This window comes from Micromonospora sp. C81 (genome assembly GCF_018070425.1).
Lineage (GTDB): Bacteria > Actinomycetota > Actinomycetes > Mycobacteriales > Micromonosporaceae > Micromonospora > Micromonospora zamorensis.
Genome location: NZ_JAGPXS010000001.1, coordinates 709,643 through 736,345, shown reverse-complemented (window position 1 = coordinate 736,345; position 26,703 = coordinate 709,643). Strand labels below are relative to the sequence as shown.

The following is a 26,703-nucleotide window of genomic DNA, read 5'->3' as shown; positions in this document are numbered from 1 at the left end:
GGGGCGCACGCCAGATGAGAGCCACACCAACCTGCGGTGGGCAGCCGCGATGAGAGCGACCCCACCGGTCACCTCGACCAAGCCTGGCCGGGCTGCGGTCGTACCACCAGTCAATAGGTAGCCGCGATCTGCGTGTCCCAGAATGCGGGGCGGGCGACGCGCAGCAGCCGGCCGGGACTGTCGATCAACGTTCGCCGGAGCTCATTTCGTGGTGGGTCTGTGGTGCTGGCCGTGCTCGGCCAGTTCCTTCAGGTTCAGCAACTGTCGTCGAGCCATGACCAGGTCGCCGATGGACAGGCCGGGTGCGGCCCAGCGGCTCGTCCGCATGACGACTTTGAGCAGCAAGCGCGTCGTGTCGTGCCCCTCAGGCACAAGGACGTAGGACATGAAGGCGCCCATGATGGTGCTCGTCAGCTGTTTGCCGGGGTCGACCGAGACGATCCTGCCTAGTTTCCTTCCGCCGGCGGTGGTGAATGCTTCCCCGACCTGGGGCTCGGGTAGGCCCTGCAACTGTCGAGGTGAGCGCCGGCCGCGGTTGTCGATCCAGTCGTACGAGTAGGGCGCAAGCCTCAGTTGGGCTACCCACGGCCACACTGCTGCGGCTGGCACCGCGATCGACACTCCGCGCCAGGCTTGTAGGGCGGGTGCGACGACGAGGTCATCACAGGGATAGGTACGCAGCGTCTCGCTGTCGGTCACGCCCCACCGGTCACCGATCATTCACCTATGGTCCGTCATAGCCGCGCGCCTGAGCTTGACCTGAACAAGGCGTATCTGGCGGACTGCTGAGGTGAATACCGCTGACCTCTCCGCGCGCCTGGGCTGTGTCGGACGAACCTGGACTCCGCAGCAGCGGCTGCACGTCGGCAATGTCGCGTGGGCCTCTGCCCACGGCGACGGCAGTACGGCCCCCGACCTCTCCCTTGAATGGGGTGACCCGCTTCGGGGGTTCGCCGACATCTGGCTGCCGGAGTCGGCCGCAGAACAGGCGACAGTTGCCCTGCACCTCGCGCCGGGGATGCCCACTCGTCAACTCGCGAACGCCATCAACGACGTCTTGGAGGTGGCACCCCGCGTCACGGTGGAGGTGTCACTCCAGCAGGCCGAGATCGTCAGTGCGCTGGTCGATCAGGGCTTCCGCCAAGCCGACGGGCCGTGGTTCGCGCAGTTGTGGCGGAGTCTCGACGACCTCACCGACCTGCAGGCGCATCGCGTCCCCGACGGCTTTTCCATTCGCCGGGTTCATCCTGACGAGGTGACGGAACGGGTCGAGGTCCATCGTCGTTGTTGGGACCCGGCACGCATCAAGCAGATGCTCAACCTGCCGGTGACCGGTGACGAGCGCGGCTCAAGTTACTCGGTCGACAAGCACCTGGCGGTCATGGGCACGCCGGTCTACCGCGCAGATCTGGACCTGGTCGCCGAAGCGGCTGACGGTTCGCTCGCCGCCTTCGGTCTGGGATGGCTTGACCCGCAGTCCGGGTCGGTCCTGTTCGAGCCGGTCGGGACCGCGCCGACCCACACCGAGCGTGGGCTGGCCCGAGCCTTGTGCGCGGAGATGCTGCGCGTCGCACGTGGTCTGGGTGCCACTCAGGCAGTTGTCGGCCCGCGCGGCGACAGCGCCTATCCGGTGCCCCGCAGACTCTATGAAGGACTGCGGATGCGCGAGGTCGCCCAGTTCGTCCCTTTCACCAACGGATGACGAGAGCAGAGCGCGATCCGTGCCGCGCTCTGTCAGTCGTGTAACGCCGTTCCCGTCCGGGCCGGCGTGATCTCCCGCCCGGCCGCCGGGCTGCCGGGGGCGGAGGCCGACGCTGACCCGACGGTGCGGCTCCGCCACGCGTCCACGGCGAGCAGCGCGAAGGCGGCCAGCGTCAGCAGCCCGCCGGCGAGCGCCAGCGGGCGCGGTCCGAGGGTGGGCAGGAGGCCGCCGCCGAGCAGCGAACCGCCGGCGATGCCGGCGTTGAAGGCCGTGCTGACGCCGGCCGACGCGATGTCGGTGCTGCCCGGGGCCAGTTGCAGCATGCGGCTCTGCACGGCGGAGCCGAACGCCGCGTAGGCCAGGCCGACGCCGGCGAGGAGTGCGACCACGCCGGGTCGGAGCGCGCCGAGCGCGTACAGGCCGAACAGGGAGGCCGTGCCGATGCTCAGCGGTGTCAGCAGGGAGGCGGTCGGCCGGCTGTCCAGGGTGCGGGCGGCGGCCAGGGTGCCGATGACGCCGGCCGCGCCGGAGACGAACAGCAGTGGTGCCAGCACCGAGTCGGCGAAGCCGGTGACGTCGAGCAGGAACGGTGTGACGTAGGTCTGCAGGGTCATGAAGCCGCCGATGCCGAGGGCGGTCGCGACCAGCAGGAGGACGAAGCGCCGCCCGTCGGGTGCGGTGCCACGGGCGGCGCCGCCAGCAGCCGGGGGATAGGAGGGAAGGAGGATGAACACCGCGACGGCGATCGCCAGCCCGACTCCGGCCAGCGCCCCGAAGGCCGTACGCCAGCCGGCCTGCTGCCCGAGCCAGGTGCCGAGGGGTACGCCGAGCACGGGGGCGAGCGTCGCTCCGGTCGCGAACAGCGCGACCACCCGGCCGCGCACCGCGGCCGGGAAGGGGCCGGTCACGGTTGCCGTGGCGATGGACCAGAACAGCGCCTGGGCGAGCGCCGTCACGACGCGGGAGCCGGCCAGCACCGCGTACGTCGACGCGAGCGCGGCCAGGGCGTTCGCGGCGGCGAACAGGAGCATCGTGACGCCGAGCAGTTGGCGTCGGGGTATCCGCTGGGTCAGCCGGGCCAGAGGCACGGACGCCAGCACGACCACGATGGCGTACCCGCTGACGAGCAGACCCACCTGCGAGCGGGACCGGTCGAGGTCGGGCGCGATGTGGGTCAGCAGCCCGACGGGCAGCAGCTCGGTCGTGATGAACGCGAACGCGGCGAGGGAGAGTGCGACGAGCACGGCCCAGGCCCTTCGCGGTGACACCTGCGGCACCATGATCCACCCACCTTTCCTGGTCACCGTAATCCAGGGCTCCGGAGCCGCTGCACCCGACCGGTGCGGCGGGGCCGACATCCCAGGGTCACGGGGCCCCTCCGAGGTGCGGATTCGTCGTACGATCCTGCCCGGGCAGGGGCGGCTCCGGCGGCGACCGGATCAGGTCGGGTCGGGCTGCGGGTGAAGCGTCGCGGGTCGACCATCCTTTGGCAACGACAATAAGGAGATGGCCATGAGTGACGACGTCACCCAGTACATCAACAAGACGCAGCCGTGGCAGATCGACGTGTGCGAGAAGCTGCGCGCGATGGTCGTCCAGACCATTCCTGATGTCGAGGAGCGACTGCAGTACGGCAAGCCGCACTACCTCAAGAACGGGCACTACGCGGCCGTCATCTCGGTGGCCAAGGACAAGATCTCCTTCATGGTGTTCAACGCGACGGACGTTCCCGAGGTCAAGGGTTTCCTCCGATCCCTGGGCAAGGGTGAACGCAAAGCCGTCGACATCAAGGACGGGCAGACCGTCGACTACGACGCGCTTGCCGGCATCCTCAAAGAGACCACGGCTGCCCTGTAGCTGCGTACACCTCCGCGCGGGGGTGACGGACGCGGTCACCGGCGGTGGCCTGAGGGCTGCCACCGCCGGTGCCGGCGGCGTCAGAGCCGCGAGGTGAAGGTGGCCAGGAACCGGTGCGGGGTGACCACGCCGGCGTTGTCGAAGCAGATCACGTCGACGTCGGCGTTGGTGGTGTACGTCCAGGGTTGGGTGAGGTGGCAGTAGTTGCTACCCGCACCCTGCGCGATCACCTGGGCGTGGGTCTCCTTGATGCCGATCTGCGGGAAGGTCGCCAGGTAGCGGCCGGCGGGGGCCAGCGGTGCCACCGTGTTCGCTCCGACGCCGAGCACCGAGTTGTCGTTGGTGGGCCCACCGACGGCGGTACCCAGGTAACCGAAGTACGACGGCGGGCCGAGGGAGCCAATCACCGGCCGACGGCGGTGGTACGAGAGGGCGAAGTCGGTGTTGGTGAGCGCACCGGCCTGGTTGTAGCAGAAGACGTACACCTGCACGTCGGTGCCGACCGCGTTCCAGGAGTAGACCTTGCACCGGCGAGGGCCGGCGTTCGGCTGCACCGCGGTGACCTGCACGTTGCCGGCGAGCAGCCCGGCCAGACCCACCCCGGGCAGCCGCACCAGATACTGGCCGACGCCCAGCGGGCCGACGGTGTTCACCACGCCGGTGGAGTTGTACGACTGCACCACCACGCCGCCGCCCCACTGCGCGTACGCGTGGGAGGTGCCGGCCGCCAGCACGCCGGAGCTGGTCGTCCAGAGCACTGTGAACGGGGTGTCCTCGCGCGTGCCGCCGGGCTTGTGGCACTGCACGTCGACGATCTCGTCGGCGCCGGACTGGAACCAGCGGACCACCTCGCAGTAGTGCCCGGTCCGGTTCACCGGGGTCACGTGCGGCACCCCGCGCGAGCTGGCCCCCACCTGCGGGAAACGGACCTGGAACCGGCCGGGCGCGAGCTTGACACCGTCGGCCCACGCGGCGGGGAACGCGGTCTTCCAGCTACCCCACTGCCGGCTGGTGTCCAGCACGGTCCAGACCGGCACTGTGGGGTCCTTGACGTACGCGAACCCCCAGCGGTCGGCGGTGGCCGCCGCTGCCGGGGTCACTGGCGCGAGCGCGCTGGCCGCCAGTACGGCGGCCAGCGCGGCGGTGACGAACGATCGGAGACGCATGTGTTCCTCCAGTCGACGGGAACATGTCGATGAGGAGTGTGCGCGCAGTGATGCAGTGGTCACAGTCGGCTACCTCGCGCTCCGGTGTCGGGTCTCCGCCACCGGGCGAACCGCGCGACGGCGAGTCGCGTTCGTGGCAGGCGCCGCCCACCGTGGACACGTTCGCGCCGTCCGCGGTGTTGATCGCCTCAAGGAATGCTCAAATTCGATCGAGGCGATCCACTGCGGCCGCAAACGCACATACGCTCACCGGACCCAGCCGGCTCCCGTCCTCCCGTCCTTCTCGCAACGACGATCGTCGACGAGCACGGAGTCCTGCCACCACCTCAACCACCCGTCGTAAATAGAAGGAGGGGGAATGCGGCACATACAACGGCGCATCGCGCTTCTGGCGCTGCCCGCCCTGGTGGGTAGCATCCTCGTGGCAACCGGGCCTGCGGGCGCCGATCCCACCGGGCCGTCAGCCGCCACCAGCCGATCCCAACCTGAGGATCGCGAGTCGGTACGCCTCGTACAGATCAGGCTGACCGGCGCCGACATGCTGGACAAGGTGGCCGCCGCCGGCTTCGACCTTGAGCACGGCCTCCGACGCGTGCCGACCGGCATCGAAGGCGAGGCGGTGGTGACCGCCGAGCAGGTCACCGAACTCACGGCGATGGGCGTCGAGGTGCTCGCCGACGAGGCCGGCTTCGCCTGGAGCGACCAGGCCGACGGCGGCATCGCCGTCGACGCCGCTGGCGCGCGGGCTGTCGAGCCGTCGAACCACCAGGCGACGGTACGCATCGCCCGCGCCGACTGGTTCACCACGAAGGGCCAGGGCTTCCTGTACGTCGAGGCACGGACCACCGAGGGTCAGCAGGCGGACCCGATCGTCGGGATGCAGGTCGAGAACGACTCGGGCAAGGGCACCCCGTTCGGCTTCGCCCGGACGATGAGCCGGTTCGTCGACTCCGGGCAGTACATGTTCCACCGGAACCTGTTCAAGCTCGACACCCGCCCGACCAGGATCCAGGTGACGAGCTCCACTGGTGGGGTCACCACCGGTGTGGTCTCGAACTGGTTGGAGAACGCCCCGCCGCCGCTGACGGCGAACCCGTCCTACAAGTCGGACTTCGTGGACGGCTACAAGCACCCGCAGCAGCTCTACAGTCGCGCCAAGGAGATCGCCCGCCAGTACCCGGACATCGCCGAGATCGTCTACCTGCCGAACCAGACCAACGGGTACCAACGCAAGGCGCAGGCTCAGCTCGGCGGCACCGGGCAGGCGGCGGTCGTCGTAACCTCCGCGGCGTGGGGCCACGAGGGCGGCAACGACATCACAGTGGAGTTCGTGGACCGGCCCGACGCGAACCTCCCGCTCGCGGTGGAGGTCACGGGCAAGGCGGTTCGCGTCCTGCTCGCCACGGACGCTGCCGGGGCGCCGGCGAGTACGGCCACCCAGGTGGCGGACGCGTTGCGGACCCGGTCCGCGGGCCTCATCGACCGGGCGCACCCGTACCGCACCAACGAGGGCAGCGGCATCGTCGCGCCGACGGCCGGCCCGGTCGCGCTGACCGACTTCCTGGACCAGAAGCGCGTCGGAGCACCGGAGGGTGAGGTGCCGCGGGGCCCCGCGACGATCCCGGTCCTGCGGATCGGCAAGCACCGTGACGGCAAGAAGCCTGGTGTCCTGATCCAGGCGCAGGACCACGCCCGCGAGTGGGTGCCGGCGACGACCAGCCTGGAGTCGGCCGAGCGCCTGGTGCACAACTACCGGTCGGACCGGGAGACGAAGAAGATCGTCGAGAACACCGACATCTTCTTCATCCTGTCCAACAACCCCGACGGGGCGAACTACAGCTTCTACAACTTCGCCTCGCAGCGTAAGAACATGACGAACCACTGCCCGGACGCGAGCGCCGATCCGGCGCAGCGGAACTCGTGGGGCGTCGACCTGAACCGGAACTACCGGGTCGGGTCGGGCCACGACGGCTACGCGGGAGGGTCGACCAACTGCGTCAGTGGCACCTACCAGGGGCCGGAGGAGCTGTCCGAGCCCGAGTCGAAGAACATCATCTGGCTGGTCGAGAAGTACTCGAACATCAAGTTCATGATGTCGGTGCACTCCAACGGCGGTCAGCTGTTCTGGCAGCCCGGCGCCTACATCGCGGACGGACGGATCACCACGCCGCGCCCGCCGCTGGGTGACGAGGCGTTCTACTGGCAGTCGGCCGCTCGGATCCTGTCGCAGGTCAAGGCGCACCGGGAAACCGTCGTCACGCCGGAGAACGTCGGCGGCTCGTCGGACGTCCTCTACTCCTCAGCGGGCAACGTGCGCGAGGACCTGTACTACACCTACGGCATCTACGCGTTCGGCTGGGAGGTCGGCGGCTCCGTCTACAACCCCGCAACTGGCAACTGGCAGGGCGGTTCGTTCCAACCCGAGTGGACGGGAAACCCAGAGCTGGTCAGTGGCCACGCCGAAACGATGGAGTACGCCAACGGGATCATGGAGATGTTCCGGGTCGCGGCGGACTGGGGCAAGGACAAGAAGGACCCGACGTCCCGGCTGGTCCCCGGCGACGGGAAGTACCGCGGGCCCGTCGACGTGCGCTTCGAGACCAGCGAGCCGGCCACCATCTACTACACGACCGACGGCAGCCGGCCCACCCTTGAGTCGCCCCGTTACGCGGCCACCGAGTTCCGCGAGCCGGGGCAGGTGTTCCACGTGACCGAGACGACGACGTTCCGCTGGTTCTCGGTCGACAGCGCCGGCAACATCGAGAAGAACTACGACCCGACGAAGACGGACAAGCGCAACAACTACCGCACGGCGACGATCACCATCGCCAAGAAGTAGCGCCCTTCCCGAGGATCGTTGCCCCGTCGGTGTGGTCCAACCGCGCCGACGGGGCAACGACGGGGATGGTCAGGGGTTGAGAAGGACCTTGATGGCGCGGCGCTCGTCCATCGCCCGGTACCCTTCGGCGGCCTCGTCGAGGGGAAGGGTGAGGTCGAAGACCTTGCCGGGGTCGATCTGCCGGGTCGCGATCAGGTCGATCAGCTCGGGCAGGAACCGGCGCACCGGGGCGGGCCCGCCGTGCAGGTGTACGTGGGAGAAGAACAGCTCCTCCCCGGGCAGTTCGACGTCGTGAGCCACGCCGACGTACCCGACGTGACCACCGGCCCGGGTGGCCCGGATGGCCTGCATCATCGACTCCTGGGTGCCGACCGCCTCGATGACGGAGTGTGCCCCGAGACCGTCGGTGAGGTCCTTGATGCGGGCCACGCCCTCGTCGCCGCGCTCGGTGACGATGTGGGTCGCCCCGTAGTCCGCGGCGAGCTTCTGGCGCGGCTCGTGCCGGCTCATCGCGATGATCCGTTCCGCGCCGAGCCGCTTCGCGGCCAGCACGGCGAGCAGACCGACCGCACCGTCGCCGACCACCGCGACGGTCTTGCCGGGGCCGACCTCGGCCGCCACGGCACCGAACCATCCCGTGCCGAGCACGTCGGAGGCCGCCAGGAAACCCGGGATCAGGTCGTCCGAGGGAATCTCCGGCGTCGCGACCAGGGTGCCGTCGGCCAGGGGTACGCGCAGGTGCTCGGCCTGGGCGCCGAGCCCGCCGACCGGCTCACGGTGCACGCATGAGGACTGGTAACCGGCACGGCAGATCGGGCAGGTGTTGTCGGAGGCGAAGAAGGAGCCGACGACGAACTGGCCCGGCCTGATGGTGCGGACCTCGCCGCCCACCTCCTCGACGATGCCGACGTACTCGTGGCCCATCGGCGACGGTCCCTTGACCGGCTCGACCCCCCGGTACGGCCACAGGTCCGAACCGCAGACACAGGTCGCGGAGACCCGGATGATCGCGTCGGTCGGGAGCAGGATCCTGGGATCCTCCCGCGTCTCGACCCGGACGTCGCCGGGAGCGTGCATCACGACACCACGCACAAGTTCTTCCTTCCCAGGGGCCGGACACGTTCGGCCTGTTGTTACCCGTCCAACTACCCGGGCGGGCCGTGATGATGCCGCCTCCCGGGCACATTCGGGACGACGCTCACCACCACCGCCTTGCCGACGCTTGATTAAATCGAGAGCGGTAAATAGATTGAGGATGGGCACCGCCGTGGTCCGGGCGACCGGGCCGTCGGCGGCTGACAGGTCCACCCCGAGCCGGGCACTTCGGTCGTACGCGCCGACCAGCCGCTGTGGCGCACCGCCGCGCCGCACCCAGGGCGCGCTGTCGCGCGCCGCGTCCGTCCCGGACGCGCGCCGCCGCGTCGCCTCCGCTCAGCTCGATGGCAGAAGGACCCTTCATGACGATCTTCCGTGCCCGCCCCGCTCCGACCCTGGTGGTCGTCGCCGCGCTGGCCGCCGCCGTGACCGTGACCGGCGCAGCCCTGCTCACGGGCCCGGCCGCAGCCGCCCAGGGCTGCCGGGTCGACTACACGCCCAACCAGTGGTCCGGCGGATTCACCGCCAACATCAAGGTCGCCCCGGGCGACACCGCTGTGTCCAGTTGGACCGTCACCTGGACGTACGCCGGGGACGAGCGCGTCACGAACGGTTGGAACGCCACGGTCAGCCAGTCCGGATCGACGGTGACCGCCCGCAACGCGTCGTACAACGGCAGCATCCCGGCCGGCGGCGCGACCGAGTTCGGCGTGCAGGGCACGTTCGGCACCGGCGGTGGCGCGCCGACCGGGTTCAGCCTGAACGGAGTGCCGTGCAACGGTGCTGCGCCGACGACGCCTCCGCCGACGACGCCCCCGCCCACGACACCTCCGCCCACGACGCCCCCGCCCACGACACCTCCGCCCACGACGCCCCCGCCCACGACACCTCCGCCGACCACCGAGCCGCCGGTCGGATGCGCCGGGGCGGTGCTCTGCGACGGCTTCGAGAACCAGACCGGCTCGACGCCGTCCGGTGACTGGGCCGTGGTGAGCCCGGACTGCTCCGGAGCCGGCACGGCCACCATCGACACGACCACCACGCACAGCGGCAGCCGGGCGGTCCGGATCAACGGCGCAGCCGGGTACTGCAACCACGTCTTCATCAGGTCGACGAAGAACCTCGGCGGCGTCGGCAGTGTGCGGTACGGACGGATCTGGGTGCGGCACACCACCGCCCAGCCCACCGATCACACCACGATGGTGACGATGGCCGACGCCGCCGACGGCAACAAGGACCTGCGGTTGGGCGGCCAGAACGGCGCCCTGCAGTGGAACCGCGCCTCCGACGACGCGACCCTGCCCGAGCAGAGCCCGGCGGGGGTGGCGCAGAGCCTGCCACTACCGGTCAACCGGTGGGCCTGTGTGGAGTTCATGGTGGACGGCTCGGCCGGTCAGCTTCGTACGTGGCTGGACGGCACCGCTGTCACCGGACTGACCGCGGACGGCGTCCCGACGCACGACATCGACGGCCAGTGGTACAACCGCACCTGGCGACCGCAACTCACCGACCTGAAGCTGGGCTGGGAGAGCTACGGCGGCGGGGCCGACACCCTCTGGTACGACGACGTCGCGGTCGGGTCCAGTCGCATCGGCTGCTGACCCGTCGAGATCCTGCGCGGTGAACCGTCAGCGGTGAACTGTTGGCGGCGAACCGTCGCGTCCCGGCAGATGATCAAGGGTGTGTCGCGATGGATGTGACACACCCTTGATCATCTCCGGCTGTCTGGTCGAGCCTCAGCGTTCGATCATCCGCATCTGCTCGTCGGTGTGGTGACCGCCCTCGGCAACGGGCAGCGCGGTGAGGGTCGCCACCTGAACGGGTGTGAGAGTGACGGTGTCCGCAGCGGCGTTCTCCTCGACCCGACTGACCCGCTTGGTGCCAGGGATCGGGACGACGTCGTCGCCCTGCGCCAGCAGCCAGGCCAGGGCGACCTGGGCTGAGGTCGCACCCACCTGGTCGGCGACCGCCTGCACCTGGTCGGCGATACCCAGGTTGCGCTGGAAGTTCTCCCCGGTGAAGCGCGGGTGGTTCTTGCGGAAGTCGCTGTCGTCGAGGCGCTCGACGTCGGCCGGAGTGCGTAGGGCGCCGGTGAGGAAACCGCGGCCGAGTGGGGAGTACGCCACCAGACCGATGCCCAGCTCGCGCAGCACGGGAAGGATCTGTTCCTGATCACGCGTCCACAGCGAGTACTCCGACTGCAGGGCCGTGACCGGGTGTACGGCGTGAGCGCGGCGGATGGTGTCGACCCAGGCCTCGGACAGGCCGACGTAGCGGATCTTGCCTTCCTGCACCAGGGCCGCGAGGGCGCCCATGGTGTCCTCGATCGGGGTGCTCGGGTCGACGCGGTGCTGGTAGTACAGGTCGATGTGATCGGTGCCGAGGCGCTTGAGTGAGCCCTCGACCGCGCTGCGGATGTTGTCCGGGCTGCTGTCCAGCCCTCCGGCAACGCGGCCATCGTGGGAGATGAGACCGAACTTGGTGGCCAGCACGACCTGGTCGCGGCGACCCTGCAGAGCGCGGCCGACGAGTTCCTCGTTGACGTACGGGCCGTAGATCTCCGCAGTGTCGATCAGGGTGACACCAAGCTCGAGAGCCCGGTGGATGGTGCGGATCGATTCGGCATCGTCGCTGCCGGCGCCGCTGTAACCATGCGACATCCCCATCGCACCGAGCCCGATGCGGGCAACCTCGAGCTCACCTAGCTTTACCGTACGCATGCTGCTCTCCCTGTCGTTCATCGAAGTGGATAGCCGGCTGCCCACGCGTGGGCCTGCGGGACAGCGGGCTCGGGGTGGATTCAGGCTTCGGGGATCGGCCTGCCGAAGGTGGCGAGGGTGATGTCAGCAGGTTCAGGGCCCCCGCGCTTGCCAGTGTCCAGGGCGTCGATGGCGGCGAGCTCTTCGGTGGTGAGCGCGAAGTCGAAAACGTCGAAGTTCTCCGCGATCCGCACGGGCTTCGTCGACTTCGGAATCGCCGAGCGGCCCTGCTGCACGTGCCAGCGCATCATCACCTGCGCCGGGGTCTTGCCGTGCGCCTTCGCGATGCCCTCGATCACTGGATCCTGCAACGTGCTGGTGTGCTCCCCGTCGCGGTAGAAGGTGATGCCACCGATCGGCGACCAGGCCTGCGAGAGGATGCCGTGCTGTGCGCCGAAGGCCTGCACCTCGCGCTGCGCGAAGTAGGGGTGCACCTCGATCTGGTTCACCGCGGGCACGACAGTCGCGGTGTCGAGCAGTGCGGTCAGGTGGTCGACCATGAAGTTGCTGACGCCAATGGCGCGGACCTTGCCGTCGGCCAGCAGCTTCTCCAGAGCCCGGTACGCATCCAGGGTCCGGTCGAACTCCGACGGCAACGCCTGGTGCAGGATCAGCAGGTCGATCTGCTCGACGCCCAGCTTGGCGGCGCTCTTCTCGAAGCCGTGCAGCGTCTGGTCGTACCCGTAGTCACTGATCCAGATCTTGGTCTCGACGAACACCTCGGAACGGTCGACGCCCGAGCTGGCAATCGCCTCGCCGACCTCACGCTCATTGCCGTACGCGGCCGCGGTGTCGATGTGTCGGTAGCCCGTGGCGAGCGCCGCCTCGACCGCGGAGCGGGTCTCCTGCGGAGGCGTCTGGAAGACGCCGAGTCCGACGGCGGGAATCTCGACGCCGTTGTTCAACGTCAGGTGCGGGGTTGGCATGGAAACGTTTCCTTTCAGTTCCGGGCGTGACAGGCGGCGTCGATCTTGGGGAGGACGTCCGGCGGCAGCTCATCGCCCGAGCAGCTGGTCGTCGTCTCGTCTGCCACAACATCCCCTCGATCTGGCCCCGTCGGTCGGTCCTGTCCCCAGCAAGCACACACCGCAGTCAGGTTTCCGGGGAGCCCCTGCTCAAACGGGTACTGGCAGGGTCCCCCTCCTGCCGGGCGGCGTGCCTAACCTGGAAAACATGGACAAGCGCAGCGAGGTCCGGGCGTTCCTCACCTCCCGCCGGGCCAAGGTCAGCCCCGAGCAGGCCGGCATCCCCGCGTACGGCAACCGGCGCGTCGCCGGGCTGCGCCGCGGCGAGGTGGCCGCGCTGGCCGGCGTCAGCGTCGAGTACTACACCCGCCTGGAGCGTGGCAACCTCGCGGGCGTGTCCGACAGCGTCCTGGACGCCATTGCCCGCGCGCTACAGCTCGACGACACCGAGACCGCCCACCTGCACCACCTCGCCCGCGCCTCCGGCTCCCGGCCCGCCCGGACCCGCGCCCGCCGCGACAAGGTCACCGAGATCCGGCCGGCAGTCCGCCGGGTGCTGCACTCGATGACCGGCGTGCCGGCGTTCCTCCGCAACCACCGCTTCGACATCCTGGCCGCCAACCCGCTGGGCATGGCCCTCTACGCGCCCATGTTCGCCGTTGACACGGCGCTGCCGGTGAACTCGATGCGGTTCATCTTCCTGGACCCGCACGCTCAGGCGTTCTACCCGGACTGGGCGCAGGTGGCCCGCTCCGCCGTCGCCGCGCTGCGCATCGCGGCCGCGCAGCACTCCGAGGACCAGCAACTGATGAACCTGATCGGCCAGCTGTCCATGCGCAGCGAGTCCTTCCGCGCCTGGTGGGCCGCCCAGGATGTCTACGTGCACCGTCACGGCACGAAGCGTTTCCGCCACCCCGCCATCGGGGACCTGGACCTGGCCTTCGAAGTGCTCGAGTTGTCCGGCGACGAGTCTCTGACGGTCCTGACCTACTCCGCCGAGCCGGGCACCAGTTCCGGTGACGGCCTGGAGTTGCTCGCCACCTGGGCCGCGACGCGGGAAGGCGTCGCGACCGGGACCAACGGATGAGCGGCCGATGACCTCGCCCTCGGGTTGGTGGCGTTCTCCGGCGGGTCATCGGGTGAGCAGGCCGATCCGGCGCAGCCAGCCCGCGACGTCGGGCTCGACGTCGGCGACCTCCTCACCGCGCACGGCCAGGCCCTCCCCGATCGTCGCACCCGGGCAGGCGGCGACAGCACCCCCCACAGGGCGGCGGAGCTTGTGCAGAGGCGGTGACCGCCTGGTATGAGCAGATGTCGATCTGGTGCACACCTTCCTCTGCTGTGCGGGAGGGTGCCACAATGGCAGCGGCGTCCAAGCGGTTACCGCTGGGCCCGGGGGAGGGCCTTCCGCAGGAAGCGGACGGTGGGCACGAACCCGGAGGCCGCGATGCACCTTGTTCCCGACGCTGGCGCCATCTCCAGCCTGGTCGATCTGCTCGGTGGTGTGCTGCAGTTGACCGCTGCGATCGTCACCCTGGTGGCCGCCGTCAACGTCCGTGGGCGTCGCCCTGGTCGCGGTCGGGGCGGCGATGATGACGACGCTCGTCGGTGAGACCCGCTCCGACGCGGCCGCTCGCGCGGTTGCGGCGGTCAACTGCCGGGCCTCTGGTCAGGATCGCGTCCGGAACGGGGCAAGGGTGGCGCGGATCTGCTCGCCAGCACCCCAGTCGTCGTCGAACTGGGCCAGCACGGCGAGGTGTTGTCGCAGCTGGACGACCGGCATGCGGGCCTGCCAGCCGTCGTCCAGCGAGGTCAGGTCCGCATAGACCTGGAAGAACCGTTGCGCCTCGGGCGGGGGCGAGGTGGACCACACATGGGCGAGGTCGACCTCGGCCCACATGTACGACACGGCCGGGTCGATCAACGCGGGCTGCCCGTCCGGGGTGGCCATGATGTTCTGCGTCCACAGGTCACCGTGTGTCAGGCACGCGGGCCGGTCCGGCAGCAGGTCCGGCAGTCGGTCACACAGCCGCTCCAATGCCGCCCGGTCAGCCGCGTCGAGCGCCGCCTCGGCGCGGGGCTCCCCGAGCCACCGAAGCAGCCGGTGCTCTGCGAAGAACGCAAACCCGTCGTCATGCCACGTATTGACCTGGCGGCGGCGGCCCAGCCAGTTGTCGTGGTGCCATCCGAAGCGAGGATGGGTCGTGCTCGTGTGCATGCGGGCGAGCAGGTGCGCCAGCTGCTCCCAGAAGCTCTCGGTGTGCGGCCTCGGGCGCAGCACCGACAACACGAGCAGTTCCGGGTCCGCCAGGAGCACCTCGGGTGTGGCCATGCCGCCGAGTTCGCGTAGGGCGGCCAGCCCCTCGGCTTCCGCGACGAAGACCCCCTCGGCGGGCGCGTCGGCGAAGCCCTTGACGAACACCGACGAGGCGTCCCGACGGGTGGCGATGCCCGCGAGCGCAGCGAGCCCGCCCGCTACCGGCTCCACTGTGACGACCTCGCTCATCCCGGCCTGGAGCAGGCGTTCCAGCAGCGTCGTCGTCGAGCTCATCAGGACACACCTCTCATCTGCGTGCACCCCTGCCTGCGGCTGCACGCCCCCGGCGGCCACCAGGAACCGTTGTCGGCCCGGCCTTCACGTCGATGTCAGCGTAGGCGGCCACGGTCCTGTGGACACCGCAGCGGTGTCCCGTAGGTTGGTGGTGCGAACACGTGACCGACGGCGGTGGTTGGCCTCCGTCGCCGGCCAGTGGGTCACGGACCATCCACGCAACCGAGGAGAGGCGGACCACGACATGACGGCGGTGCCTGCCGCGGATCCGGCGGTTGCCGGGCGAGGAGCGGCTGAGGAGGATCTGCGGGCGTTGTTCGGGCAGTCCACGGCCGTCTTCGCGTCGTTGACCGGCCCGGCGCATGTGGTGGAGACGGCGAACCGGGCCTTCTTCGAGACCATCGGTCAGGAACGGGTCCGCACCGGGGTCGCTCTCGTGGACGTGATGCCCGAGCTGGCCGATCAGGGCTTCATCGCTCTGCTGGATCAGGTCTACCGCACCGGCGAGGCATACGTCGGCCGTGACGTCCGGGTCGTGCTGGGCATCGGCCCGCAGGCCCGGGAGGCCTTCTTCGATGTCTCCTACGAGCCGCGTCGAGACGCAGCCGGTACGGTGACCGGGATCCGCGTGCTCGGCGTGGAGACCACCCAGGTCAAGCACGCCCAACGGTTGATGACCGAACACCGCGCCCTGCTGGAGCAGATCGCCCGCCAGGCGCCCCTGACTGAGGTGCTTGACGGGATGGCCCGCTGTATCGAGAATCTGGCACCGCAGGAGGTGCTCGTCTCGGTGCTGCTCGCCGATGCCGACGGCCGGCACCTGCGCCACGGCGCCGCCCCCAGCCTGCCCGCCTTCTACAACCAGGCCATCGACGGCATCGCCACCGGCGAAGGCGTCGGCTCCTGCGGCACCGCCGCCCACCGCCGGGAACCGGTGATCGTCACCGACATCACCACCGACCCGTTCTGGAACGACTTTCGGGATCTGGCCGACCGGGCAGGTCTGGCGGCCTGCTGGTCCACTCCCATCCTGGCTCGCGACGGCGGCCTGCTGGGCACGTTCGCCATGTACCACCGCACCCCGCGCGTCCCACAGGACTCGGACCTCGCTCTCACCCGGGTCTTCGCCGGCACCGCGGCCCTGGCCATCGAACGCCACCACATCGAACAGGCGAAGACGGCCGCCGAAGCACGCGCCAGGGCGGCTCACGACGAGCTGGCCAGGGTGCTACGCGTGGAACGGGAACTGCGCGCCGAGGCCGAGCAGCGTGCTGCCGCCTCCGCGGAACTCGCCGCGCGGATGCGTGCCGCCGCAGCCGCGCAGGCTGCACTGCCACACCCGGAGCACTGCCAGCTCGGCGATGCTCCCGGCTGCACCGCACCCGCCGAGATCAAGATCGCTGATTCGTGGGGTGACTCGGCATGGGGCTGTACCGCGCACGTCGAGGAGGCCCTTCTCAACGTGCGCTCGGTGTTCATCGCCAGCGAGGAACTCGGCGGCCTGGCCGCCTACCTCAACCGCTGACGAGGTCTGCGACAGCCGGCACCTGGCTGGCCCGGCCGCCGCCCTGGTCCCTGGTCCCTGGTCCCTGGTCCCTGGTCAGGAACTATGGGCTGCCACGTTGATGACGTTGCCGTCCGGAGCGCGGACGAAGAACCGCCGCACTCCCCAGGGCTCAGTGGTCAGCGGGTGCACGATCGCGTAACCGAGGCGCTGTGCCTCCGCGTAGGCGCCGTCCACGTCATCCACCTGCACCGAGATGACCGAATCCTCGGGTGCGGACGCGTCGCCGGAGACGAGTTGCACGCTCGCGCCGCTGTCGGGCGAGGTGTAGCGGGCCACCCAGCCCAGGTTGAACTCCTCGTTGCTCAACCCGAGGTAGTCGCTGTAGAAGCCCTTGGCGGCGCTGATGTCAGGCACCGGAAGGTTGGCCAGGACGCGGACGACGCGCACGCGGACCTCCTGCTTCGAGTTGTGGAATCCGCTCATCATCCTGCGTCGTGCGTCCATAACTGCTCATCGCCGCGCGGGGAGTCGGGAGGCAGCGCCGCGGTGGGCCCGCAACGTGCGCGGACCCACCGCCCTTCATCGAGTACGCGGCGGCCAGCCTCTCAACACCAGGTCAGCGTCGAGTTGACCCGGGTGACGTTGCTGATGGTGTTGTTCGCGCCACCGCAGGGACTCTGGGTGATGTTGGTGCCGCTGACGGTCAGGTTCTGCAACCGGATGCCCGAGGAGATCGGGAACTCCGTCCGCGACGCGATCCTGATCTCGCCGCCGCCCGTCACCGTCCCGGACACCCCGGCGATGACGACGTTGTAGCAGTTCTCCACCAGGATCGAGTTGTTCCCCGTGTTCGAGATCGTCACCCGGTCGATGACCGCGCCACCGGACTCGGAGACGCAGAAGATCCCGCGGCCACCCCCGGACGCGATCACATTTCCGACCCGGATGTTGGTCGGGTACGAGCTGCCCACCCGGCCGTTGCGGTTGGCCATCCGGAAAGCCGCGTACCCGGTGCCGGCACCGGCGCCCTGCGCGTCGACCGTGCCGACAGTGGCGTTGATCGTGTCGTTGAGCAGCAGGCCGGAGTCCCGGGTGTTCCGCGCCGTGACAGTTCCGATGGTCAGACCGTCCACGCCGTACGTCTCCACCCCGTGCGTGCCGGTGCCTGACACGTACACGGTGTCGATGCGGACGTTGCGCACCTTGACCGACCGATCGCCGCCGTGGTTGTCGATGCGTACTCCGAGGCCGGCGGAGAGCCGCATGTCGATCTGCCCGAGGGTCAGGTTGTTCACGTTGCGCATGAAGATGCCGTACAACGGCGACCCGGTCAGCGTCAGGTTCTGCACCTCGACATCCGTGGTTCCCCGCGAGTAGACCGGCGCCTGGTCGCCCGAGCCCGATCCGGTCACGTTGATCGTGCCGCACACCGCCAGCGTCGTGTACGACGGCAGCGACAACCGTGAACCCGCGCTCATCGACCCGGAGCCGCGGACCACGACCCGCTGCTTCGACGTCCGACCAGCCGACAGTGAATTGACCGCCGCCTGCATGGCCGACAACATGCTCGTACCCGAATAGACCGTCGACGAGCCGTTACGGGCCGTCCAGGTGCTCCCGCTCAGCACGGCCTCGGCGTTGGTCGACCCGCTGCCACAGCCGGGTGGCGTGCTGCCCCCGCCCACCTGGACCATCTGCCACTGCTGGTTGGCACCGTTCTGATCGGTGTACTGGCTGATGCGGCCGCCGTCGGCGGTGGACCGCTCCCAGACCTCGAGTGCCTTGGCGGAGTGGCGGTTGATCAGCCGGACATGGCCGCCGTCGGAGTCGAGCACCTGGAACTGCTGGTTGGTGGCGTTGAGATCCGGCCACTGGCGGTACTCGGCGCCGTCGGCGGTGTTCCACTCCCAGAGGTCGACGACCTTGCCGCTGTGTCGAGCCTTGAGGCGGTAGTAGCCGCTGCCGGACGAGACGAACTGGAACTGTTGCCATTCGCCGTCGTTGCGGGACCACTGTTGGATCACCGCGCCGTCTGCCGTCGAGGTGTCCCGGACGTCGAGGACCTTGCCGCTGTGCCGGTTGACCAGGACGTAGTAGGCGTTGGTGTCGATGGTGGCCGCCTCTGCCGGCGGCGCGCCGACCAGCACAGCGCCGGCGGCGCCGACCAGCGCGGTGATCATGGCCAGAACGAGGCCGGTACGCCGGCCGCGGCGGATCGAGCCGTGGCTGGACGGTCTCGTGGTGGTGGGGGTCATCGGTACTCCTGGCTCGATGGGGGAGTGGTCCCGCGGCTATTCCAGGTGGAAGGTGGCGGAGGCTCGCTCGGCGCTCGTGCTCACCGCTTCCAGGTAGAGCAGTCCGTCGCGGTGGCGCACGTACCGGCCGGGGAAGTTCTGTGACTCCAGGGAGACCCCGGTGCTGGCAGCCAGGCCGGATTGGCGGTGGAAGCTCGCGTCGCCGCCGAAGAGCGACGAGCCGTCGCTCCGTTCGACGTACAGGGCGTAGCCACGGTGACGCAGGTAGTACCCCGGGAAGTTGGTCGACTCCAACGACACCGTCCCGCCCCCGGCGAGGCCGCTGACGATGCGGAACTGCGAGTCGGCCAGGTTGGCCACGTTGGGCTCGACCCGGGCCCGATAGTCGTAGTGCCGGATGTAGCTGCTGGTCAGATCGTGTGAACGCAGCCGCACCGGTGTGGCCCCGTCGGGCACCGGGATGCCGAAGTTCGGGGTGCCGTCGGCGTTCCAGTACAGCTTCTGCAGCCTCGTCCGCCGGTTCGGATCGTTGAGCGGATCGCCGCTGATGTCACGGTAGTTGCGGTCGTGATAGACCAGGATGTCGCTCTGCCCATCCTCGGAGACCGTAAACGAGTTGTGGCCGGGGCCGTACTGACCGGTGGCGGCGTTGCTGGCGAACACCGGGTTGGGGCTCTTGCTCCAGGCGGCGGCGTCGAGCAGGTTGGCGGTGGCCGAGGCGGTCAGCATCCCGAGGCAGTAGTTGGCGTCCGTGGCGCTGGCCGAGTAGGTCAGGAAGATGCGGCCGTTGCGTTGGATCACCGCCGGTCCCTCGGCGACCCGGTAGCCGCGGGTCTCCCAGTCGTACGTCGGCACGACGAGCCGCGTCACCGTGCCGGTGATCTGCCACGGGTTGGCACCCATCCGGGCGAGGTAGACGTTGGAGTTGTTGGAGATGCCCGGCTCCTGCTGCGCCCAGGTCAGATAACGCACCCCGTTGGCGACGAAGGTCGACGCGTCCAGGCTGAAGGTGTCCCACGGTGTCGTGATCCGACCACGTTCGGTCCACGACCCGGTCAGCGGATTCGCGCTGGAGTTCTCCAACACGTACATGCGGATCCGCCACACGTCATCGGTGCGGCCCGCGGCGAAGTAGACGTACCACCGGTTGTTGATGAAATGGATCTCCGGCGCCCAGATGTGGGCGCCCATCTCGCCGCTGGTGTGCCGGTTCCAGATCGTGGTTTCCGCCGCCGTGGCCAGGCCCTGGAGGGTGGTCGCACGTCGCAGCACGATCCGGTCGTACTGCGGCACCGTCGCGGTCATGTAGTAGTAGCCGTCGGTGTGCCGGACGATGTGCGGGTCGGCCCTCTGGTTCACCAGCGGGTTGGTGTAGTTGACCGCCGGTGCGGCGTGCGCCGGCCCGGCCGCCGGCAGGCCAGCTGCCACGGCGAGCACCACCAACACCGCGGCCACGACCGACCGTAGGCGTCGGCGGCCGGCAGGCCCCCGGCCGGTTGCCGGGCGGGCAAGCGGATCGCGTGGGTGGAGTGGCAGCGGCATCTGTCCTCCGTACGGTTGGTGAGCGACTCATCGACGCAGGTGGTGCCGGCCGGTGGCGTCGTGGCCGATCAGGTCGACGCCGAGCAGCACGTGGGGCCGGAACCGGCCGCGACGTCCAGGTGACGGCGCCGCCAGCCTGCGGCGCCCCGCCGGGGTCGATGCGCGAGTGAATCGCGAGATATGACGGTGGCGTTGCGCCCAGGTTGCGGTCTCAGTGTTGGCGCTAACATCGACAGGTGTCAAGGTGTCTGGTTGGCGCCCGAGATGTACTCGTCGAACGCGGCGACCTCTTCGTCGGTCACCGACGGGGCGAAGTCGAGGTGCTCGCTGGGATGGAGACCGGTGCCAGAGCCGGTCACCGTCACGAACCACGCGGCCTCGTGATCGAACCAGTACGCCCTGCCCAGCAAGCCGATCTCGCTGGCCCCGGAAGGGTCGTCGGGGTCCTCCGCCGCGACGACGCGGACCCACTGCCCGTCCGTCCCGTAGGGCGGTCGGGCAAACGTGAGGGCGATGTCGTTGAGGTCGAAACCACCCTCCGGCACACCAAGCGCACGTGCGGCCCCGGCTCGCGCCATGGACAGCACCTCACGCGTCCGGCGGGTACGACCGACCTCCACCTCGCCATCGGGCCCGTCGATCAGCACGACGTAGGAACGGTCCGCCAGGTGGCGCACCCGTGCACGCACACTTTTCGGTTGGTCGCCCATCCGCTGATAGTGCCCTTTGCGCACCAGGCGCGTCACGGGGAGCCGCGGTGGCGCAAATGGGCGCGGTCCGGGATATCCTTGCCGCATATGGCTACCTTTCGCAGCGCCTCAGTGCTCCTTTCGTCGGATGGCACCAGGACCCCCGGCACCGCCGCTCTCTTCGCCGAGCCCGCCCGCAGGGGCGGGGTCCCGCCGTGGGCAGGTGACTTCCGACCTGCCAACAGCGCCGGCAACGGCCCCAAGAACGCGGTCGGGAAGACCTTCACGTTGGAGCTGCCCGACGGCAGCACCGGCAAGGTCGTCGTTCAGGGCCTCAAGAGCGGAAAGGGAGGCGTCGTGCTGGCGCTGATGGGCCAGGACGCACCCCCTTTCTGAGCAAGACTGCTACCCACCGGCCGGTCAGCGACCTGCCGATGCCAATGCGTCCGGACAGCGTCCGGACGCATTGCCGTACCCGTGGCGGGGCGGTCCTGGCCGGTGACGTTCCGCCGGCCAGGTCGCCAGTCAGCGGCGGCCGGTGGCCAGAGCGACGAGATACTGGCCGCCGCCCGCGTCGACGCTCGCGGTCACCGGCAGCCCGGGCACCAGCCGGGAAAACCGGTCGACCAACCAGTCCGCCGCCTCCTGGGCGTCCTTCCTGCTCGGGCAACGGGCCACCAACTCCCGGCCGCCCTTGCGCTCAAGCCTCTCGGCGACGGTGATCAGCGGCGCGGGCTCCACCACGTGCAGACGGTCCGGCCAGGCGATGACCACCTTGACGGCGCCCTTGCGGGTGTTGCAGGCGCGGTGCGCAAGCCGCTCGACGACCTTGGCCTTCTTGTCGGCGGTGCGGCTGTCGACGCTGGGCCCACGCGGGTCGTTCACCGACATGTCAGCGTCGACCGGCTCGTCGCACACCCAGCATCGCCAGTTGTCACGCCGCGCAACGTCATCGAGAAGACTCATCCGAGCAAACTAGCCTGTCAGCCCCCGACCAATGACAGACGGAGCCCTCGGCGCGGTCGCACTGCTCCTTCAGGGGGCCTGCTCATCCACGGGCGTCGTGCTGGTTGCTGAGATTCCTTCACGAGCGTAGGAAGAACACCACCTGCGTCGAAGGAGATGCGTGTGACCACAATCAGAGGGCTCCGTCTCGCCGTGTCCGTGCTGGTGACCGCGGGCACCGTCCTGTTCGGGGCGTCGGCCGCTGCGGCACCGCCCGCCACTCCTGCACCGACCGGGCAGCAGGCCTGCGACCCGATCGACCCGACGGCCTGCCTGCTGCCCTTCCCGAACGACTACTTCACCGTGCCGGACCGGACCAGCCCCACCGGTAAGCGGGTGCGGCTCGCGACCGCCGCGATGCCCGCCAACGTGCAGGGAACCCCGATCGACCCGACGGAATGGAACCGGCAGGACGGGTTCAGCCCGGGCTCGCCGATCCTGGTGCGCGTGCCCGGCCTCGACGCCACGACGACCGGGATCGCGCCGGTCACCGACATCGGCCGCTCGCTGGCGCCGGACGCGCCGATCGTGCTGATCAACGCGCGGACCGGTGAGCGCACGCCGTACTGGGCCGAGCTGGACGCCCACGCGACCGGCCAGACCGACCGGCAGGTGCTGATCATCCGACCTGCGGTGGCGCTGACCGAGGGCACCCGCTACGTCGTCGGCCTGCGCGGCATGCGCGACGGCAACGGGGCGTCGATCCCGGCACCGAAGGCGTTCAGGGCGTACGTGACCGGTGCCGGCCTCAGCCATCGGGACAGCCGTGCGCCGCAGATGAAACGGATCCTCGCCGACCTGACCCGCACCGGGGTCAAGCGGCACAGCCTCTACCTGGCCTGGGACTTCACGGTGGCCAGCCGGCAGGGTCTGACCGGGCGGATGCTGGCGGTCCGCGACAGCGCGTTCGCCAGCCTCCGTCGAGCCGCACCGTCGTTCACCGTCACCCAGGTGACCGACTACCCACCGGAGCAGGAGCCGCTGATCGCCCGGCAGGTGACCGGCACCATCGGCGTACCGTCCTATCTGACCGGCGACGGCGGGCCGGGCTCCCGGCTTCACTACGGGCCCGCTGGCGGCACCGGGACGCCACAGACGCCGAACGCCCTGCCCACGCCGTCCGGCGCGACGATCGCGGCGGACTTCGTCTGCAACATCCCGCGCAGCGCCTCCGCCGCGAAGCCGGCACACCTGTCGCTCTACGGCCATGGCCTGCTCGGCAAGCCGACCGAGATCAACGCCGGCAACGTCAGGACGATGTCGAACACCCACAACTTCACCTTCTGCGCGACAAGTTGGATCGGCATGGCCGCCGGTGACGTCCCCTACGTGGCCGGTGCCTTCACCGACCTCAGCGCCTTTCCCGCCGTGGCGGACCGGTTGCAGCAGAGCTTCCTGAACTTCCTGTTCCTGGGCCGCGCGATGATCCACCCGGGCGGGTTCGCCGCCCACCCGGCGTTCCGAGACGCCACCGCACGACCGCTGATCAACCTGGCCGGTGGGCTGCACTACGACGGCAACAGCCAGGGTGGCATCAACGGTGGTGCCCTCACCGCCATCGCCCAGGACTGGACACGCTCGGTGCTCGGCGTACCGGCGATGAACTACTCCACGCTGCTGCAACGCAGCGTGGACTTCGCCCCGTTCCAGTCGGTCATGGACGGCTACTACCCGGACAAGGTCGACCAACAGCTGATCCTCGCGCTGCTGCAGATGTTGTGGGACCGGTCCGAGGCCAACGGGTACGCCCAGCACATGACCGACCGACCATTGCCCGGCACCCCACCGCACCAGGTCCTGATGCACGTGGCCTTCGGTGACCAGCAGGTCTCGCCCGCCGCGGCGGAGGTCCAGGCGCGCACCATCGGGGCTCGCCTGCAGACCCCCGCGCTCGCCGACGGCTGGTCATCGGACGTGCGTCCGTACTGGGGCATCGCGCCGATCCGCCGCTACCCGTACACGGGCTCGGCGCTCGTGATCTGGAACAGCGGCGCGGCGTACGCGCCGCCGCCGACGAACCTCGCCCCGGCCGGGCCGGAGTACGGGGAGGATCCGCACGAGTTCCCACGGGCCCAGGCCGGAGCCCAGAGACAGAAGGCCGCCTTCCTGCTCACCGGCAAGGTCATCGACGTCTGCGCGCGGACGCCCTGCCCGTGACCCGCTCTGCCGCCCCGCGGGGCGCGAACCTTTGACGTCACGCGCCGCCCGCCGCAGATCCGCGGCGGGCGGCGCGTTCGTGGGTGCCCTAGGCGAAGCGGTCCGCGAGCTTCGTCAGCTTGGCGACGTAAGCCGACCAGTCGTAGTCGTCCGGGATGTTGGTGTTGTCCTGCCGCAGGCCGATCGCCGAGTCGTGCTGCTCGCGGATGATGTCGGCATGCCCTGCGTGACGGGCGAGGTCGCAGGTCACGTGGATGATGATCCGCTGCAGCGTCACGTCCTGCCGGCCTGGGCGCCACCACGGCACCTGCCCCGGCGCGTCGAGCGGCAGCTGGTCGATCGTCTGGTCGGCGAACACCCCGACCCGGCGATACAGATCGATCAGGCCGTCCTTCGTCTCGTCCTCGCTCGCGTACCAGTCTGCCTGTGGGTCCTCGTCGAACGCCTGCATGGGGACGAGTTCCTCCGGCGTCGGGAACTCGCGCCCGAAGGTTGGCCCGAAGTAGCCGGCTTCGACATTGAGGCAGTGCTTGATGATGCCCAGCAGGTTGGTGCCGGTCGCGGTGCGGGGCATTCTCGCATCGCGTTCGCTTAGCCCGTCGAGCTTCCAGATCAGGTCGTCGCGATTTTCCTTCAGGTAGAGGTGCAGCGCAGCTTTCGCATCGCTCAAGTCAGCCATGACCGCCAGTCTTCCTCAGGGCTGCGACACCGTGGGGGACGACGTTTGCAAGATCAGAAGGGGGCGGGTGCGTCCGGCGGTGGTGCTCAGCCCAGGAGCGTCCGGACGACGTCGGGCCGGTTCAGGGCCGCGACACACCACGCGAAGTGACCGTCCCCGCCCTCGGCGTCGTAGGCGTTCGCGGTGATCAGCGAGTAGGCCGCGCGGTAGACGAGAAGCGCCTGCCGCGGGTAGCCCAGGCGCTCCTCGATCTGCGCGTAGAGGCCACGTTCGGTGTCCAGGGCATGCTGGCCGTACATGTCGAAGATCGAGGCCGCGACGGAGGCGTCGAAAACCGGGTCACCCTCGGTCGTGAGGAAGCCCCAGTCGAGTACGGCGGCAGGGCCGCCGGCGTCGTTCACGAGGATGTTGCCGGGGATCATGTCGCCGTGGACGACCGAGCGTCGTCCGCTGTCGACGTCCCGCAGCCGGTCCTGCAACGCGTCCAGCTTCCTGTCGAGGTCCTCGACCGCCGGGCCGAGGACCTGTCGGAATCGGGCGACGCGACGCGTGGCCAGTGCGTAAAGCGCGTCAGGGAAAGCGTCGTCCGTCTCGTAGAGCGGCATCGTCTCGTCCAGGACCGACAGCTTCCGCGCCTCGGGCAGGGGCCCGCTTGCCCCCAGTTGGGCCAACACGTCGACGAACGCCGACCTGGCCTCGTCGAGGGTGAGGCGACCCTCTTTCCGCGCTTCGGTCATGGTTCTGCCGGCCAGCCGTTGCTCGACGGTGACGCAGCGACCCTCGATCAGGTGGACCTCGTGGATCCGTGGGACCGCGACCCGCAGAGGTTTCCCGGCCAGCGCGTCGTAGAACACCCGAACCCGCTGCAAGGCGGCCTCCGACCCGTCGAACCACACCTTGGCGATCCGCTCCTGGCCGATGTCGTAGACGGCACCCTCCATTCCCCGCCCCAGCAGCCGGGGAGCCTCGCCGCCCGTCCACTGGTGCAGGAGTCGGGTCGGTTCGACGTCGGTCGGGCTGTGCATCAGGTTGCCATCGCTAACTGTCGTCGGGTCGGACGCTGCTCGTCGAGGTGGCCGCTCTGCGGGCGCAGTACCCCGGGGGTGGCCTGGCACAGCTACGGCGCGGGGAGGTCCGGGCCCTCCCCGCGCCGCCACCACCATGCGCTCGATCGGCGCACTGGTCAGGTGTGCGCGCGGCGCACCATCTCGTTGATCCAGGTGGGCGCGTACGGAGACGTGCAGCCCGGGGATGTCGGGTAGTCCTTGAGCACCGCCAGACGTTCGCCGATGCCGATCGCGCGAGCGCGGTGCGCGGCGTGCTCGATCCCGATCTGGGCCAGGCAGTGGTTCATCGCCCACTGGAGGCGATCCGGCGCGTCCTTCATCTCGCTCTCGATGACGTCGAGCAGCCCCGGCAGGTCGAGGCTCTCGGGTTTCTTCGTCACCCGCTCGGTGGTCAGCGCCCAGCCGGCGCTCGCGACCACCGGGTCCGGGTCGGCACACCAGGCCAGGCGCAGCTCCTCGGCGTGCGGGCTCTTCTTCACCACGTAGTTCACGAGCCAGTCGTGCACCTTGGGCGCGCGTGCCTCGCGCAGCATGACGTCCAGCTCGGCACGCTCGAACGCCCTGGGACGGCAGATCAGGAGCGACAGCAGTCTCGCCGCGGTGTCGCCGGTCCTCCAGAGCTGGCGGGCGAGTTCCTGCTGCGTCTTCAGCCGCTTGGCGACCGCACGAACCTTGCCGAGGTGCACACCGTGGTCGTCACCGTGTTTCGCGTTCACCTCGCGTGTCCGGTGGTCCTCCAGCGCGGCCAGTTCGGCCATCACCTCGGCCAGCACCGTGTCGGTCGGCGTCGTCGCGGTCACCGCAGCCTCCAGCTCTTCGGGTGTGAGATGCACCTTACGACGCAGTGGACCGGTGATGACCTGCGGCT

The 26,703-nt window shown here is 69.5% G+C and carries 25 protein-coding genes; 9 read left to right on the top strand and 16 right to left on the bottom strand.

The genetic code is table 11. From position 1 onward, the window contains the following. Positions 1–201 precede the first annotated feature (201 nt). The gene (locus KBX46_RS03420; protein ID WP_210790766.1) at positions 202–720 is read right to left on the bottom strand and encodes a polyketide cyclase; all 519 of its coding nucleotides are present in this window, start codon (positions 718–720) and stop codon (positions 202–204) included. A 70-nt stretch (positions 721–790) separates the two neighbouring features. Here KBX46_RS03420 and KBX46_RS03415 point away from each other — a divergent pair, with 70 nt between their 5' ends. Beyond that, the gene (locus KBX46_RS03415) at positions 791–1,702 is read left to right on the top strand and encodes a GNAT family N-acetyltransferase (protein WP_210790764.1); all 912 of its coding nucleotides are present in this window, start codon (positions 791–793) and stop codon (positions 1,700–1,702) included. 32 nt (positions 1,703–1,734) lie between these two features. Here the strand turns inward: KBX46_RS03415 and KBX46_RS03410 are convergent, their stop codons facing one another. After that, on the bottom strand, positions 1,735–2,970 hold the full coding sequence (locus tag KBX46_RS03410; RefSeq protein WP_308159351.1) for an MFS transporter: 1,236 nt from the start codon (positions 2,968–2,970) through the stop codon (positions 1,735–1,737). Between the two features lie 244 nt (positions 2,971–3,214). Here KBX46_RS03410 and KBX46_RS03405 point away from each other — a divergent pair, with 244 nt between their 5' ends. Beyond that, a complete protein-coding gene (locus KBX46_RS03405; RefSeq protein WP_088951848.1) occupies positions 3,215–3,559 on the top strand; it encodes a DUF1801 domain-containing protein in 345 nt (114 codons plus the stop codon). An 80-nt stretch (positions 3,560–3,639) separates the two neighbouring features. On the opposite strand, the gene KBX46_RS03400 is transcribed toward KBX46_RS03405, so the two are convergent. After that, positions 3,640–4,725 carry a hypothetical protein gene (locus tag KBX46_RS03400; RefSeq protein WP_210790760.1) on the bottom strand — a complete coding sequence of 362 codons (1,086 nt, stop codon included), beginning with the start codon at positions 4,723–4,725 and terminating at the stop codon, positions 3,640–3,642. Between the two features lie 358 nt (positions 4,726–5,083). Between KBX46_RS03400 and KBX46_RS03395 the strand changes: the two genes are divergently transcribed. Further along, positions 5,084–7,564: a M14 family metallopeptidase gene (locus tag KBX46_RS03395; protein ID WP_210790758.1), complete on the top strand. Its 2,481-nt coding sequence runs from the start codon at positions 5,084–5,086 to the stop codon at positions 7,562–7,564. A gap of 69 nt (positions 7,565–7,633) precedes the next feature. Here the strand turns inward: KBX46_RS03395 and KBX46_RS03390 are convergent, their stop codons facing one another. Continuing rightward, positions 7,634–8,656, bottom strand: coding sequence for a zinc-dependent alcohol dehydrogenase family protein (locus KBX46_RS03390; RefSeq protein WP_210790756.1), 1,023 nt, complete (start codon positions 8,654–8,656; stop codon positions 7,634–7,636). Between the two features lie 365 nt (positions 8,657–9,021). Here KBX46_RS03390 and KBX46_RS03385 point away from each other — a divergent pair, with 365 nt between their 5' ends. Beyond that, positions 9,022–10,260, top strand: coding sequence for a cellulose-binding domain-containing protein (locus tag KBX46_RS03385; protein ID WP_210790754.1), 1,239 nt, complete (start codon positions 9,022–9,024; stop codon positions 10,258–10,260). 135 nt (positions 10,261–10,395) lie between these two features. On the opposite strand, the gene KBX46_RS03380 is transcribed toward KBX46_RS03385, so the two are convergent. Next, the gene (locus KBX46_RS03380; RefSeq protein WP_210790752.1) at positions 10,396–11,379 is read right to left on the bottom strand and encodes an aldo/keto reductase; all 984 of its coding nucleotides are present in this window, start codon (positions 11,377–11,379) and stop codon (positions 10,396–10,398) included. An 80-nt stretch (positions 11,380–11,459) separates the two neighbouring features. Continuing rightward, positions 11,460–12,344, bottom strand: coding sequence for an aldo/keto reductase (locus KBX46_RS03375; RefSeq protein ID WP_210790745.1), 885 nt, complete (start codon positions 12,342–12,344; stop codon positions 11,460–11,462). A 247-nt stretch (positions 12,345–12,591) separates the two neighbouring features. Here KBX46_RS03375 and KBX46_RS03370 point away from each other — a divergent pair, with 247 nt between their 5' ends. Further along, positions 12,592–13,470, top strand: a complete 879-nt coding sequence (locus tag KBX46_RS03370) for a helix-turn-helix transcriptional regulator (RefSeq protein ID WP_210790743.1) — start codon at positions 12,592–12,594, stop codon at positions 13,468–13,470. Positions 13,471–13,515: 45 nt separating this feature from the next. Here the strand turns inward: KBX46_RS03370 and KBX46_RS32835 are convergent, their stop codons facing one another. Then, positions 13,516–13,647, bottom strand: a complete 132-nt coding sequence (locus KBX46_RS32835; protein WP_256439946.1) for a hypothetical protein — start codon at positions 13,645–13,647, stop codon at positions 13,516–13,518. A gap of 159 nt (positions 13,648–13,806) precedes the next feature. Here KBX46_RS32835 and KBX46_RS03365 point away from each other — a divergent pair, with 159 nt between their 5' ends. Next, positions 13,807–13,995 (top strand): hypothetical protein, encoded by a 189-nt coding sequence (locus KBX46_RS03365; RefSeq protein WP_210790740.1) that lies wholly within the window; start codon positions 13,807–13,809, stop codon positions 13,993–13,995. A gap of 57 nt (positions 13,996–14,052) precedes the next feature. Here KBX46_RS03365 and KBX46_RS03360 read toward each other — a convergent pair whose 3' ends face one another. Beyond that, positions 14,053–14,934, bottom strand: coding sequence for a fructosamine kinase family protein (locus tag KBX46_RS03360; RefSeq protein ID WP_210790738.1), 882 nt, complete (start codon positions 14,932–14,934; stop codon positions 14,053–14,055). 244 nt (positions 14,935–15,178) lie between these two features. Between KBX46_RS03360 and KBX46_RS03355 the strand changes: the two genes are divergently transcribed. After that, entirely contained in the window at positions 15,179–16,459 is a 1,281-nt protein-coding gene (locus KBX46_RS03355; protein WP_088948913.1) for a GAF domain-containing protein, read from the top strand. A gap of 75 nt (positions 16,460–16,534) precedes the next feature. Here KBX46_RS03355 and KBX46_RS03350 read toward each other — a convergent pair whose 3' ends face one another. The 4 genes from KBX46_RS03350 to KBX46_RS03335 form a co-directional block, all read right to left on the bottom strand. Continuing rightward, positions 16,535–16,888, bottom strand: coding sequence for a VOC family protein (locus KBX46_RS03350; protein WP_185755333.1), 354 nt, complete (start codon positions 16,886–16,888; stop codon positions 16,535–16,537). 158 nt (positions 16,889–17,046) lie between these two features. Further along, positions 17,047–18,696 carry an RICIN domain-containing protein gene (locus tag KBX46_RS03345; RefSeq protein ID WP_210790736.1) on the bottom strand — a complete coding sequence of 550 codons (1,650 nt, stop codon included), beginning with the start codon at positions 18,694–18,696 and terminating at the stop codon, positions 17,047–17,049. A gap of 36 nt (positions 18,697–18,732) precedes the next feature. Beyond that, a complete protein-coding gene (locus tag KBX46_RS03340; protein ID WP_308159350.1) occupies positions 18,733–20,151 on the bottom strand; it encodes a family 43 glycosylhydrolase in 1,419 nt (472 codons plus the stop codon). Between the two features lie 326 nt (positions 20,152–20,477). Next, positions 20,478–20,984 (bottom strand): hypothetical protein, encoded by a 507-nt coding sequence (locus tag KBX46_RS03335; RefSeq protein WP_210790732.1) that lies wholly within the window; start codon positions 20,982–20,984, stop codon positions 20,478–20,480. Positions 20,985–21,035: 51 nt separating this feature from the next. Between KBX46_RS03335 and KBX46_RS03330 the strand changes: the two genes are divergently transcribed. Further along, positions 21,036–21,323, top strand: coding sequence for a hypothetical protein (locus tag KBX46_RS03330; RefSeq protein WP_218906239.1), 288 nt, complete (start codon positions 21,036–21,038; stop codon positions 21,321–21,323). A 129-nt stretch (positions 21,324–21,452) separates the two neighbouring features. Here the strand turns inward: KBX46_RS03330 and KBX46_RS03325 are convergent, their stop codons facing one another. Then, positions 21,453–21,893, bottom strand: coding sequence for a hypothetical protein (locus KBX46_RS03325; protein WP_088948909.1), 441 nt, complete (start codon positions 21,891–21,893; stop codon positions 21,453–21,455). A gap of 162 nt (positions 21,894–22,055) precedes the next feature. Between KBX46_RS03325 and KBX46_RS03320 the strand changes: the two genes are divergently transcribed. Beyond that, the gene (locus KBX46_RS03320) at positions 22,056–24,089 is read left to right on the top strand and encodes a hypothetical protein (RefSeq protein WP_210790730.1); all 2,034 of its coding nucleotides are present in this window, start codon (positions 22,056–22,058) and stop codon (positions 24,087–24,089) included. Between the two features lie 88 nt (positions 24,090–24,177). On the opposite strand, the gene KBX46_RS03315 is transcribed toward KBX46_RS03320, so the two are convergent. From KBX46_RS03315 to KBX46_RS03305, 3 genes are all read right to left on the bottom strand, one after another. Then, positions 24,178–24,768: a DinB family protein gene (locus tag KBX46_RS03315; protein ID WP_088948908.1), complete on the bottom strand. Its 591-nt coding sequence runs from the start codon at positions 24,766–24,768 to the stop codon at positions 24,178–24,180. A gap of 86 nt (positions 24,769–24,854) precedes the next feature. Next, the gene (locus KBX46_RS03310; protein WP_210790728.1) at positions 24,855–25,793 is read right to left on the bottom strand and encodes a phosphotransferase family protein; all 939 of its coding nucleotides are present in this window, start codon (positions 25,791–25,793) and stop codon (positions 24,855–24,857) included. Between the two features lie 158 nt (positions 25,794–25,951). Continuing rightward, complete coding sequence (locus KBX46_RS03305; protein WP_210790853.1) at positions 25,952–26,593, bottom strand: DNA alkylation repair protein; 642 nt, start codon at positions 26,591–26,593, stop codon at positions 25,952–25,954. Positions 26,594–26,703 lie beyond the last annotated feature (110 nt).

Coding starts and splice junctions, on each gene's coding strand:
- KBX46_RS03420 (WP_210790766.1), bottom strand. CDS start 720: ATGATCGGTGACCGGTGGGGCGTGACCGACAGCGAGACGCTGCGTACC.
- KBX46_RS03405 (WP_088951848.1), top strand. CDS start 3,215: ATGAGTGACGACGTCACCCAGTACATCAACAAGACGCAGCCGTGGCAG.
- KBX46_RS03400 (WP_210790760.1), bottom strand. CDS start 4,725: ATGCGTCTCCGATCGTTCGTCACCGCCGCGCTGGCCGCCGTACTGGCG.
- KBX46_RS03395 (WP_210790758.1), top strand. CDS start 5,084: ATGCGGCACATACAACGGCGCATCGCGCTTCTGGCGCTGCCCGCCCTG.
- KBX46_RS03385 (WP_210790754.1), top strand. CDS start 9,022: ATGACGATCTTCCGTGCCCGCCCCGCTCCGACCCTGGTGGTCGTCGCC.
- KBX46_RS03380 (WP_210790752.1), bottom strand. CDS start 11,379: ATGCGTACGGTAAAGCTAGGTGAGCTCGAGGTTGCCCGCATCGGGCTC.
- KBX46_RS03375 (WP_210790745.1), bottom strand. CDS start 12,344: ATGCCAACCCCGCACCTGACGTTGAACAACGGCGTCGAGATTCCCGCC.
- KBX46_RS03370 (WP_210790743.1), top strand. CDS start 12,592: ATGGACAAGCGCAGCGAGGTCCGGGCGTTCCTCACCTCCCGCCGGGCC.
- KBX46_RS03360 (WP_210790738.1), bottom strand. CDS start 14,934: ATGAGCTCGACGACGACGCTGCTGGAACGCCTGCTCCAGGCCGGGATG.
- KBX46_RS03355 (WP_088948913.1), top strand. CDS start 15,179: ATGACGGCGGTGCCTGCCGCGGATCCGGCGGTTGCCGGGCGAGGAGCG.
- KBX46_RS03345 (WP_210790736.1), bottom strand. CDS start 18,696: ATGACCCCCACCACCACGAGACCGTCCAGCCACGGCTCGATCCGCCGC.
- KBX46_RS03330 (WP_218906239.1), top strand. CDS start 21,036: ATGGCTACCTTTCGCAGCGCCTCAGTGCTCCTTTCGTCGGATGGCACC.
- KBX46_RS03325 (WP_088948909.1), bottom strand. CDS start 21,893: ATGAGTCTTCTCGATGACGTTGCGCGGCGTGACAACTGGCGATGCTGG.
- KBX46_RS03315 (WP_088948908.1), bottom strand. CDS start 24,768: ATGGCTGACTTGAGCGATGCGAAAGCTGCGCTGCACCTCTACCTGAAG.
- KBX46_RS03310 (WP_210790728.1), bottom strand. CDS start 25,793: ATGCACAGCCCGACCGACGTCGAACCGACCCGACTCCTGCACCAGTGG.
- KBX46_RS03305 (WP_210790853.1), bottom strand. CDS start 26,593: ATGGCCGAACTGGCCGCGCTGGAGGACCACCGGACACGCGAGGTGAAC.